Genomic DNA, 11,843 nt, shown 5'->3' on the forward strand with positions numbered 1-11,843 from the left:
GAGTCGATGCCGCGTACCTTGGCGATCATGGCCGAGCTGCAGCGACTCCGACCCGAACACGCCCCCGCCCTGCTCGCGTTCGAGCGGGAGAACCGGGCGTACTTCGCCGCCTCCGTGCCCGACCGGGGGGACGCCTACTTCGAGGAGTTCGAGGCCCGGCACCGGGCCCTGCTCGACGAGCAGGAGGCCGGGGACATCCACTTCCACGTTCTCGTCGGGGACGGCGGGGAGATACTCGGGCGCTTCAACCTGGTCGACGTGTCCGACGGAAGCGCCGAACTGGGGTACCGGGTGGCGGAGAAGGCCACCGGGCGCGGAGTCGCCACGACCGGCGTGCGCGAGCTGTGCCGCCTGGCCGTGGACGGATACGGGCTGCTGCGGCTGACGGCCGTCACGACCCTCGACAATCCCGGTTCGAGGGCCGTGCTCGGGCGGGTGGGGTTCGGGGCCGTCGGCAGCGTGACGATCGACGGGCGGCCCGGGACGGCCTACGAGCTGGACCTCGGCGGCAGCTTCGGCCGGGAGCGGTCCGGGACGTCGGCGTAGCCGGGCGGGGTGGCGGCCGGCGTGGCGGCGAGCAGCGCGAGCGCCACCTCCACCGCGTCGTCGAGCTGGGCGTGGCGGCCCTCCGCCCAGTCCAGCGGGGTGCGCAGGATCGCCAGGTCCGGCTCCACCCCGTGGTTCTCCACCGACCAGCCGTACTCCGGGAACCAGGCCGCGTTCATCGGCACGGTGACGTGCGTGCCGTCACCCAGCCGGTGGCGGCCCGTCATGCCGACCACACCGCCCCAGGTCCGCTGACCGATCACCGGACCGAGGCCGAGCAGCTTGAACGCGGCCGTGATCATGTCCCCGTCCGAGGAGGTCGCCTCGTCGGCGAGGGCGACGACCGGGCCGCGCGGGGCGTTCGAGGCGTACGAGACGGGCTGGGCGTTCCGCGTCAGGTCCCAGCCCAGGATCTTGCGGGTCAGCTTCTCCACCACCAGCTCGCTGATGTGGCCGCCCGCGTTGCCCCGCACGTCCACGATCAGGGCGGGCCGGGACACCTCCATGCGCAGGTCGCGGTTGAACTGGGCCCAGCCCGAGCCGCCCATGTCGGGGATGTGGAGATAGCCGCACTTGCCGCCGCTGACCTCCCGTACCACCGCGCGCCGCTTGGCCACCCAGTCCTGGTAGCGCAGGGGCCGCTCGTCGATCAGCGGGACGATCGCGATCCGGCGGGCGCGCCCCTCGCCCTCCGGGTGCCGGAAGGTCAGCTCCACCGTCGTTCCGCCGGAGGCGGCGAGCAGGGGGTACGGGCCGCACACGGGGTCCACCGGGCGCCCGTCCACGTGCGTCAGGAGCGCGCCCTCGCGGATGCCCGTGCCGGCGAGCGGTGACCGCGCCTTGGAGTCGGAGGAGTCGCCGGGCAGGATGCGCTTGACCATCCAGCCGCCGTCGCGGGGCACGAGGTTGGCCCCGAGCAGGCCCATCGGCCGCTGGTAGTGCGGCGGGCCCTCGTTGCGCCGCGCCGGGGTGACGTACGCGTGGGACGTGCCCAGCTCGCCCAGGACCTCGCGCAGGAGGTCGGCGAACTCGTCGGGGGAGGCGACCCGTTCGACCAGGGGCCGGTACTGGTCGAGGACGGCAGTCCAGTCCACCCCGCCCATGCCGGGCTCCCAGAAGTAGGCGCGGATGATCCGTCCGGCCTCGTCGAACGCCTGGCGCCACTCCGCCTCGGGGTCGACCTCGTGCACGATCCGCCGCAGGTCCATGTAGACGGTCGAGTCGGAGTCCCCGCTCTCCGTCGACGGCACCGCCCGCAGGTCGCCCTCGTCGACCACGACGAGCCGGGAGCCGTCGCCGCTGACCGCGAACCAGTCGAGATGCTGGACGAGTTCGCTCTTGCGGGCCCTGGCGATGTTGAAGTACTCCAGGGTGGGCCGGCCGGTCGTGTCGGCCGGGTTGGCGAAGGTCTCGCCGAGCGCGCCCGAGATCGGCCAGCGCAGCCAGACGAGGCCGCCGCCGCTGACCGGGTGCAGCGCCGAGTACTTGGAGGCGGCGACCGGGAACGGCGTGACCCGGTCGGCGAGCCCCTCCACCTCCACGATCGCGGTGCCCTCGCCGCTCTCCGTATCGCTCTCGCCCGGGTCGAGACCGCCCGCCGCGGGGCGCCCGTCGGGCAGCAGCGCGAACGGGGAGGGGGTCGCGGAGGACAGGGGTACGAGGTAGGGGCGGCAGCCCAGCGGGAACGACAGGTCCCCGGTGTGCACGTCGTACACCGGGTCGAAGCCGCGCCAGGACAGGAAGGCGAGATAGCGCCCGTCGCGGGTGAAGACCGGGTTCTCGTCCTCGAAGCGGCCGTTGGTGACGTCGATGACCGTGCGCGTGCCGGGCCCGGAGATCCGGGCCATCTTGATCTGGCGCAGGGAGCGGCCGATGCCGGGGTGGGACCAGGTCAGCCAGGCCCCGTCGGGGGAGAAGGCCAGGTCGCGAACCGGCCCGTTGAGCGAGCGGATCAGTTCGGTCACGCCGTCGGAATCCCCGGCCGGCGAGGTGGTCTCCTCCTCGCGGTCGGACTCCTCGCGCGCGTCGACGAGGAGCAGCCGCCCGTCGTGCGAGGCGATGGCCAGGCGCTCCCCGTCGGGGTCGGACACCATCTCCTCGACCCGTCCGAGCGCGCCCGCGGCCAGCCGCCGGGGCGGGCGGTCCCCGCTCGCCCGGGGCAGCGAGGCGATCTCGATCGCGTCCTCGCCCTCCGCGTCCGTGACGTAGGCGACCTGGCCGCCGCTGCCCAGCATCTCGGGCAGCCGGACCCGCACCCCGGGGGTGTCGGTGATCGTGCGGGCCGGACCGTCGCGGTGGGTGAGCCAGTAGAGGCTGCCGCGCACCGAGACGGCGCTGGCCCGCCCCGTCTCGTCGACCGAGATCGCGTCGACGTGGCTGGCGGCCGGGACCTGGTAGGCCCGCCGCCCGGCGCGCGGGCCCCCGAGCCGCACCTCCAGCTTGCGGGGGACGGAGTCGGCCGTCAGCTCGTCCACGATCCACAGGTCGCCCGCGCACTGGTAGACCACCCGCCGCCCGTCGCTGGAGGCGTGCCGGGCGTAGAACGCGTCGTGGTCGGTGTGGCGCCGCAGATCAGTGCCGTCGGGCAGGCAGGAGTACAGGTTGCCGACGCCCTCGTGGTCGGAGAGGAACGCGATCCGGCCGGCGACGAACATCGGGGAGTCCAGGTGGCCGCCGATGTCGGGCAGGAGCTGCCGGCCGTGCAGCCAGAGACGCCCCATGGCCCCGCCGCGGTACCGCTTCCAGGCGGCCGGCTCGTGCGGGGGCTTGCCGGTGAGCAGGAGCGTGCGCCGCTCTCCGTCGATGTCGGCGACCTCGATGTCGGAGACCGGCCCCCAGGGCATCCGGCCGCCGGGGGAGCCGTCGGTGGGGACGGTGTAGGCCCAGGAGAAGTACGAGAAGGGCTGACCGTGCGAGGAGACCGCGAGGATGTCGGACTTGCCGTCCTTGTCGGGGGGAGACCAGCCGCAGACCCGCGTGTCGGTCGAGCCCCAGTAGCTGAGGCGCCGGGACGGCCCGCCCTCGACCGGTGCGAGGTGGATCTCCGGGTCGAGGCTGCGCCAGCTCGTGTACGCGATATGGCGCCCGTCGGCCGAGAAGCGGGGATGGCCGACTCTCGTCCGGTCGACGGTGATCCGCCAGGCGCGGCCCGGGTGGTGCCCCTCGGGCACCAGGGGGGCGACCCAGAGGTCGTCCTCTGCCGCGAAGCACAGCAGATCGTCGTGGAGGTGCGGGAAGCGGAGGTACGCGGCGCTTTCACTCACTCCCCAATGCTTTCCGCGGGGAGGGGGCGCGGCAACTCGGGAAGCCGCATTCTTTCGGGGGACTTCGTGGAGCCCCGGTGCCGCCGGTGTGGGCCACGACACGTACGAAACGGTTTCGTTTCGCTCGGGGCCGGGGTACCTTCGTACTGTACGAAACCGTTTCGTTCGGATGGGAGGACCGACCATGGCCCGCAGCAGACTCACCCCTGAACGTGAGTCCGAGCTGTACGAAGCCGTGCTCGACCTCCTGCGCGAGGTCGGCTACGACGCCCTCACCATGGACGCCGTCGCCGCCCGCACCCGCTCCAGCAAGGCGACCCTCTACCGCCAGTGGGGGAGCAAGCCCGAGCTCGTCGCCAGGGCCATGCGCCACAACAAGCCCGTCGATCTCGGCGAGATCGACACCGGCACCCTGCGCGGCGACTTCCACGCCATGATGGAGAGGTCCGACGACTGCCAGATGGAGAAGGACTCCGCGCTGATGCGGGGCCTGGCCCATGCCGTCCACGACAACCCCGAACTGCTCCAGGCGCTGCGCGAGCTGCTCATCGAACCCGAGATGACCGGCCTCGACGTGGTGCTGCGACGAGCGGTGGACCGGGGCGAGGTCCGCGCCGACAACCCGGCGCTGAGACTCGTCCCCCACATGCTGATCGGGGCGTTCATCGCCCGCCCGCTGATCGAGGATCAGCCGGTCGACAACGCCTTCCTCAGTGCCTACGTCGACGCCGTCGTGCTCCCCTCACTCGGCGCCTGACGCTTCCCCTCCGTACACCCCGTACGGACCCGTAGTCCCCAGTACCTGACGTCGCACCGCTCACGCCGTCGGGCCGGCTCCCCATGCCCTTGTCCCGTCCAACAAAATGGGAGTACGCCCCCGTGGCCACGTTCCTCTACAAGCTGGGTCGCTCCGCCTTCCGGCGCCGACGGCTCGTCGCCCTCCTCTGGGTCGCGCTCCTCGCGCTGGCCGGAGTCGGCGCCGCCACCGCGCCCGCCGCGACCTCCAGTTCCTTCTCCATACCCGGCACCGAGGCCCAGAAGGCCTTCGACCTCCTCGAACAGCGCTTCCCCGGCGGCAACGCCGACGGGGCCACCGCCCGCGTCGTGTTCCAGGCGCCGGACGGGCAGAAGATGACCGAGCCTGCCCACAAGGCCAAGGTGCAGAAGGTCGTCGCCGAGCTGAAGGCCGGCTCCGACCAGGTCGCCCAGGTCACCGACCCGTATGCCGCCCAGGCGGTCTCCAAGGACGGCTCGACCGCCTACGTCTCCGTCAGCTACAAGGTCTCCGGCATGGAGCTGAGCGACGCGACCCGCGAGGCGCTGGAGAAGACCGGGCACGACGCCCAGGGGCAGGGCCTGACCGTCGAGATCGGCGGTGACGCGCTCCAGAGCATGCCGGAGACCGGCGCGGGCGAGATCGTCGGCGTGATCATCGCCGGGATCGTCCTGGTCATCACCTTCGGCTCCCTGGTCGCGGCCGGCCTCCCGCTGCTCACGGCGATCATCGGCGTCGGGATCGGCGTCTCCACGATCACCGCGCTCGCGAACGTCCTGGACCTCGGCTCCACGACCTCCACGCTCGCGATGATGATCGGCCTCGCGGTCGGCATCGACTACGCCCTCTTCATCGTCTCCCGCTACCGCGCCGAACTCGCCGAGGGCAGGGAGCGCGAGGAGGCCGCCGGCCACGCCGTCGGCACGGCCGGCTCCGCCGTCGTCTTCGCCGGTCTGACGGTCGTCATCGCGCTGGTGGGCCTGGCCGTCGTCAACATCCCGATGCTGACGAAGATGGGCTTCGCCGCCGCCGGCACGGTCCTGATAGCCGTCCTCATCGCGCTCACCCTCATCCCCGCGCTGCTCGGCTTCGCGGGCTCCCGGGTGATGGGCCGCAAGGACCGCAAGAGCGCCGGGAAGGACGCCGGGACGAGCCTCGGCAAGACCGCGGAGAACGGTGCCGGGGTGCGGTCCGAGTCGCACGCGACCGGCAAGGGCGAGGGCAGGCCCAACGCGGGCACACGGTGGGCCCGGTTCGTCATCCGGCGCCCGGTGATGGTCCTGCTCGTCGGTGTCCTCGGCCTGGGCGCGATCGCCCTGCCCGCGGCCTCGCTGGAGATGGGCCTGCCCGACGACGGCGCCAAGCCCGCCTCCGCCACCGAGCGCCGCGCCTACGACCTGCTGTCCGACGGCTTCGGGCCGGGCTTCAACGGCCCCCTGATGGTCGTCGTCGACGGGGACAAGGACGCCGCCGAGTCCACGGTGCGCACGGTCGAGAAGCTGGACGGCGTCGTGGCGGTCACCCCGCCGACGCCCAACAAGGCCGGCGACACCGCGATGATCACGGTGATCCCGAAGGACCGCCCCTCCTCGGTCGCGACCGAGGAGCTGGTCCACGACATCCGCGAGGTCACCGGCGACGACGTGCTGGTCACCGGCGCCACGGCGATGAACATCGACTTCTCCCAGAAGATGAACGACGCCCTGCTGCCCTACCTGGCCCTGGTCGTCGGACTGGCCTTCCTGCTCCTCATGGTGGTCTTCCGTTCCGTCCTGGTCCCGCTGAAGGCGGCCCTCGGCTTCCTGCTCTCGGTGGTCGCGGCCCTCGGCGCGGTCGTCGCGGTGTTCCAGTGGGGCTGGCTCGGCAGTCTGTTCGGGGTCGAGCAGACCGGTCCGATCATGTCGATGATGCCGATCTTCATGGTGGGCGTGGTCTTCGGTCTCGCGATGGACTACGAGGTCTTCCTCGTCACGCGGATGCGCGAGGCGTACGTCCACGGGGAGCGGCCCGGCGAGGCGATCGTCAGCGGCTTCCGGCACAGCGCCCGGGTGGTCACCGCGGCGGCGGTGATCATGATCGCGGTGTTCTCCGGCTTCATCGGCATGGACGACCAGATGATCAAGATGATCGGCTTCGGCCTGGCCGTCGCCGTCCTCTTCGACGCCTTCGTGGTCCGGATGGCCGTCGTCCCGGCGGTTCTGGCGCTGCTCGGCCACAAGGCGTGGTGGCTGCCGAAGTGGCTGGACAAGGCGCTGCCGAACGTGGACGTGGAGGGCGAGGGGCTCGTCAGGCCCCAGGGCTTGGCCGACGGCGCGGAGCGCGAGTTCGCGCGGGTCTGACGCCTGTGCCGACCTGAAACCCCGGGTCGCCCGCTTGAGCGGAGCGGGTGGCCCGGATCGCGCCGGAACCTGTGGGGACGGGGAACCGACGCGGCCCTACGCCGTCATCGTGTCGAGCTCGACGCGGTGACGGCGTAGGTGTGCCGGAGGAAGCGGAGCAGGGCCGTGGTGTCGAACTGGACGACCGCCACGCCGTCCGTCGTGTGGAACTCGACGATCGTCTGGACGCGCCCGCAGGGCCACACCCCGATGTCCTCGCGGCGTGCGGGGGCCCGCATCCCGGTCTCCAGGAGCGCCCGGGGGAAGGACCACTCGATGTTGCCGGGGAAGGCGAAGCGCACGGTGGCCGGGTCGGAGTGCGGATCGAAGCGCAGGGCGACGGGAACGGGTCGGGACAGTGGGGCGTCGGTGATGATCCTGCCTTTGGCGTGATCTTCGACTGCGTGGTCATCCGCGGCTGAGGGCATCGGCCGACTCCTCACACTCGTCCGTTTCATTCACTAATGTCCCATATTTTGCGGTCGAGGGGGCGGGCTCTTCTGTGACCTCTTCGCTCTTGCGAGGACTTTGCAGGTAGCGCCATCATCGACGAGTGCATGTACCCGACGGATTCATCAACGCCCCCGTGTCGGTCGCCGCCGGAGTCGTCGCCGCCGGCGCCGTCGCCGTCAGCCTGCGCGGAGCCCGCCGCGAGCTCTCGGGCGCCCCCGGCGCCGGAGGTCTCGGGGACGAGCGGACCGCGCCGCTCGCCGGACTCGTCGCCGCCTTCATCTTCGCCGTGCAGATGCTGAACTTCCCGGTCGCCGCCGGTACGAGCGGGCACCTGCTCGGGGGCGCGCTCGCCGCCATCCTCGTCGGCCCCTACACCGGCGTGCTCTGCATCTCCGTGGTCCTGCTCATGCAGGGCATCCTCTTCGCCGACGGCGGCCTCACCGCGCTCGGCGTGAACATCACCGTCATGGGCGTGGTGACCGTCGTCCTGGCCTACGCGCTCTTCCGCGGCCTCGTCCTCGTGCTTCCGCGCACCCGCCGCTCGGTGACCGTCGCCTCCTTCGTGGCCGCGCTCGTCTCCGTACCGGCCGCGGCCGCCGCCTTCACCCTGCTCTACGCCGTCGGCGGCACCACGGACGTGCCGATCGGCAAGGTGTTCACGGCGATGGTGGGCGTCCACACGCTCATCGGCATCGGCGAAGCGGTGATCACCATGCTCACCGTCGGCGCGGTCGTCGCGGTCCGCCCCGACCTCGTCCACGGCGCCCGGGGCCTCACCGCCCCGCTCAAGCTGCGCGTCGACGGCGAACTGGTCGACGCCACCCCCGCCGCCTCCGGCGCGGGAAGCGGCCCCGCGGCCGCCGCACCGGCCGGCTCGCCGAAGAAGCTCTGGATCGGCGGCCTGGTCACCACGCTCGTCCTGGCCGGCTTCGTCTCCTTCTACGCCTCCGCCGACCCGGACGGCCTGGAGAAGGTCGCCGCCGACAAGGGCATCGACGCGAAGGTCGAGGAGCACGCCGCGGCCGGCTCCCCGCTCGCCGACTACGGCGTCGCGGACGTCGAGGACGCCCGGCTCTCGGGCGGCCTGGCCGGAGTCATCGGCGTGGGTGCGACGCTGGCCGTCGGCACGGGCGCGTTCTGGGCCGTACGCCGCCGCGGAACCGCCACCCGCGCCGGTCGGGAGGCCGCCGCCGGAGCGGGGACCGACGGGGCGCGGGTCTGAGATGACCACGGATCCGACGGGCGCGCGGGCGTCCGGTACACCTGTCCCGGGAGCACGGGCGCCGCGCACCGGCGCGGGGCCGACCGGCGCCCGGGCGCCCCGTACACGGACGGGTACGACGGAGGCGCGGGAGGCCCGAAGCGGCGCACGTGCGGCGGGCGCGCCCGCGGTCCGGTCCCGCGCACGTGCGGCGGGCGCGCCCGCGTCCCGTACGGGCGTAGGCGGCTGACATGGGCGCCGGACACGCGCACAGGCTCTACCGGCGGGGGGACTCGCCGGTCCACGCGCTGCCCCCGCACACCAAGCTCGCCGCCGTCCTCGGCTTCGTCGTCGTCGTGGTCTCCACGCCCCGCGAGGCCGTCTGGGCCTTCGCCCTCTACGCCGCCCTGCTCGCGGGCGTGGCGGCGTGGGCCCGCGTCCCGGCCGGCTTCCTGCTGCGGCGCCTGGTCATCGAGGTCCCCTTCGTGGCGTTCGCCTTCCTGATGCCGTTCGTGGTCCCGGGGGCGCGGGTCGAGGTCCTCGGAATCGCGCTCTCCGTCCCCGGCCTGTGGGGCGCCTGGAACGTCCTCGCCAAGGGCACCCTCGGCGTCACCGCCTCCGTGCTCCTGGCCTCCACCACCGAACTGCGCGAGCTGCTCCTCGGCCTCCAGCGCCTCAGGCTGCCCCCGCTGCTCGTCCAGATCGCCTCCTTCATGATCCGGTACGGCGACGTGATCACCGACGAGATGCGCCGGATGTCCATCGCCCGCCGCTCGCGCGGCTTCGAGGCGAAGGGCGTCCGCCACTGGGGCGTCCTCGCCAAGTCGGCGGGCGCGCTCTTCATCCGCTCGTACGAGCGGGGCGAGCGCGTCCACCTCGCGATGGTCAGCCGGGGCTACACGGGCACCATGCCGGTCATCGACGAGGTGACCGCCACCCGGACCCAGTGGCTCCAGGCCGCCTCGCTGCCCGCCGCCGCCCTGCTCGTCTGCCTGTTGGGATGGACCCTATGACCGCCTCGCTCGACGTACGCGGCCTCGCGTACGCCTACCCCGACGGCCACCAGGCCCTCTTCGGCGTCGACCTGACCGTCGGCCGCGGCGAGCGGGTCGCGCTCCTCGGCCCCAACGGCGCGGGGAAGACCACCCTCGTCCTGCACCTCAACGGCATCCTCACCGGCGGCGTGGGCACGGTCACCGTCGCCGGGCTGCCCGTCGAGAAGCGGAACCTCGCCGAGATCCGTCGCCGGGTCGGCATCGTCTTCCAGGACCCCGACGACCAGCTGTTCATGCCCACCGTGCGCGAGGACGTGGCCTTCGGGCCGGCCGCGGCCGGCCTGCGCGGAGCGGAGCTGGAGGCCGTCGTCCGCCGGGCGCTGGAGCGCGTGGGCATGCAGGAGTACGCCGACCGGCCGCCGCACCACCTGTCCTTCGGGCAGCGCCGCCGGGTGGCGGTGGCGACCGTGCTCGCGATGGAACCGGAGATCCTCGTCCTCGACGAGCCCTCCTCCAACCTGGACCCCGCCTCGCGCCGCGAACTCGCCGACGTCCTGCGCTCCCTGGATGTCACCGTCCTCATGGTCACCCACGACCTGCCGTACGCCCTCGAGCTCTGCCCGAGGGCGGTCATCCTCAGCGAGGGCGTGATCGCGGGGGACGGGCCGACCGCGGACGTCCTGGCCGACGCGGAGCTGATGGAGCGCAACCGCCTGGAGCTGCCGTACGGCTTCGTGCCCCGGTCCGTGGTCTGACCCGGCCGGACCCCCACCCGGAATCCGGGCCTCCCGGGCCACGTTGCACCATGGGGGCCGGGAGCGGCGCGACAGCGGTGAACGAGAGGGAGCGTGGAACGTGGACGTCCGGGGCACGGTGGCGGCGGGATTCGAGCCGGTCAGGGACGCGTTCCTGCACAACTTCGAGCATCGCGGCGAGCGGGGCGCGGCCGTCGCCGTCTACCGCGACGGCGTCAAGGTCGTGGACCTGTGGGCCGGCACGAAGGACGTCGCCGGGGAGGCCCCCTGGGCCGTGGACACCGCGCAGGTGGTCCGCTCGGCGACCAAGGGCGTCGCCGCCGCCGTACCGCTGCTGCTGCACCAGCGCGGGCAGCTCGACCTGGACGCCCCGGTGGGCACGTACTGGCCGGAGTTCAAGGCGGGTGGCAAGGACCGCGTGAGCGTACGGCAGCTGCTCGCGCACCAGGCCGGAGTGCCGGTCCTGGACCGGCCGCTGTCCCTCGCCGAGGCCGTCGACCTGGAGACCGCGACCGCCGCCGTCGCCGCCCAGGCCCCCGTCTGGCAGCCCGGCACCGCCCACGGCTACCACGCCCACACCTTCAGCTGGCTGCTCAGCGGCCTCGTCCACCGGGTGACCGGCCGCACCATCGGCCGCTGGGTCGCCGAGGAGATCGCGCGCCCGCTCGGCCTCGACCTGTGGATCGGGCTGCCGTCCGAAGAGGCCCACCGGGTCGGCCGCCTGGGGCCGGTGGAGGAGACCGAGCCGCCCGGCGGCGGTGCCCTGAAGCTGCGTCCCAAGCGCTCCGTCACCGAGGCGTACCGCGACCCCGGCTCGCTGACCCGGCGCGCCTTCGGGGCGATCGACCCCCAGCCCGACGAGAACGACCCCGTCTACCGCGCGGCCGAACTGCCCGGCTCGGCCGGCGTCTCCACGGCCCGCGCACTGGCCCGGTTCTACGCCTCGACCCTCGGGCCCGTCGACGGCGGCGCGCGCCTCTTCGCCCCGGCGACGCTCACCCTCGCCCGGACCGAGGAGTCCACCGGCCCCGACCGCGTCCTGATCGTCTCCACCCGCTTCGGCCTCGGCCACATGCTGCACGGCCCGGCGTCCCCGCTGCTCGGCCCCACCTCCTTCGGCCATCCCGGCCGCGGCGGTTCGCTGGGCTTCGCCGACCCCGAGTCGGGCATCGCCTTCGGCTACGTGACGAACGGGACGCGCAAGACGGTGACGGCCGACCCGCGGGCCCAGGCACTGGTACGGGCGGTCCGCGCGGCGCTGTGAGCATGCCCGGCGGGCGGCGGCTCCTCGCGCCGCCCCGTCGTCCGGCCCCTGACGAGCGGGGCCGGACGACGTCCCCGCGCCCTGAAAGCCCGTCGATGTCCGCTCTGGGCGAGTTCTTGAGGATCACGGTCCGGTAAAGAACGGAACCCGCTGTGCAGAGACGTTTCGCCTCCTGATAAAGATTCAGTTCTGGCTGTCGTCCGCCGTGCAGGA

The 11,843-nt window shown here is 72.9% G+C and carries 9 protein-coding genes; 7 read left to right on the forward strand and 2 right to left on the reverse strand.

The features are described from left to right. The first annotated feature begins 27 nt into the window (after positions 1-27). Positions 28-546: a GNAT family N-acetyltransferase gene (locus tag AB0K65_RS12765; protein ID WP_365715829.1), complete on the forward strand. Its 519-nt coding sequence runs from the start codon at positions 28-30 to the stop codon at positions 544-546. On the opposite strand, the gene AB0K65_RS12770 is transcribed toward AB0K65_RS12765, so the two are convergent. Beyond that, on the reverse strand, positions 489-3,809 hold the full coding sequence (locus AB0K65_RS12770; RefSeq protein ID WP_365715830.1) for a S41 family peptidase: 3,321 nt from the start codon (positions 3,807-3,809) through the stop codon (positions 489-491). The two genes, AB0K65_RS12765 and AB0K65_RS12770, sit on opposite strands and share 58 nt — an antisense overlap. Before the next feature lie 184 nt (positions 3,810-3,993). Between AB0K65_RS12770 and AB0K65_RS12775 the strand changes: the two genes are divergently transcribed. Both AB0K65_RS12775 and AB0K65_RS12780 read left to right on the forward strand, forming a co-directional pair. Beyond that, positions 3,994-4,566: a TetR/AcrR family transcriptional regulator gene (locus AB0K65_RS12775; protein WP_365715831.1), complete on the forward strand. Its 573-nt coding sequence runs from the start codon at positions 3,994-3,996 to the stop codon at positions 4,564-4,566. A gap of 122 nt (positions 4,567-4,688) precedes the next feature. Beyond that, a complete protein-coding gene (locus AB0K65_RS12780) occupies positions 4,689-6,923 on the forward strand; it encodes an MMPL family transporter (protein ID WP_365715832.1) in 2,235 nt (744 codons plus the stop codon). A gap of 104 nt (positions 6,924-7,027) precedes the next feature. On the opposite strand, the gene AB0K65_RS12785 is transcribed toward AB0K65_RS12780, so the two are convergent. After that, on the reverse strand, positions 7,028-7,390 hold the full coding sequence (locus tag AB0K65_RS12785; protein ID WP_365715833.1) for an SsgA family sporulation/cell division regulator: 363 nt from the start codon (positions 7,388-7,390) through the stop codon (positions 7,028-7,030). 125 nt (positions 7,391-7,515) lie between these two features. On the opposite strand from AB0K65_RS12785, the gene AB0K65_RS12790 reads away from it, so the two are divergent. From AB0K65_RS12790 to AB0K65_RS12805, 4 genes are all read left to right on the forward strand, one after another. Next, positions 7,516-8,637 (forward strand): energy-coupling factor ABC transporter permease, encoded by a 1,122-nt coding sequence (locus AB0K65_RS12790; protein ID WP_365715834.1) that lies wholly within the window; start codon positions 7,516-7,518, stop codon positions 8,635-8,637. Between the two features lie 230 nt (positions 8,638-8,867). Then, entirely contained in the window at positions 8,868-9,629 is a 762-nt protein-coding gene (gene cbiQ / locus AB0K65_RS12795; RefSeq protein ID WP_365715835.1) for a cobalt ECF transporter T component CbiQ, read from the forward strand. Beyond that, positions 9,626-10,366: an ABC transporter ATP-binding protein gene (locus AB0K65_RS12800; protein WP_365715836.1), complete on the forward strand. Its 741-nt coding sequence runs from the start codon at positions 9,626-9,628 to the stop codon at positions 10,364-10,366. The genes cbiQ and AB0K65_RS12800 overlap by 4 nt, the downstream gene beginning before the upstream one ends. Before the next feature lie 100 nt (positions 10,367-10,466). Then, on the forward strand, positions 10,467-11,630 hold the full coding sequence (locus AB0K65_RS12805; protein ID WP_365715837.1) for a serine hydrolase domain-containing protein: 1,164 nt from the start codon (positions 10,467-10,469) through the stop codon (positions 11,628-11,630). Positions 11,631-11,843 lie beyond the last annotated feature (213 nt).

It is taken from the genome of Streptomyces sp. NPDC053755 (genome assembly GCF_040677675.1).
GTDB lineage: Bacteria > Actinomycetota > Actinomycetes > Streptomycetales > Streptomycetaceae > Streptomyces.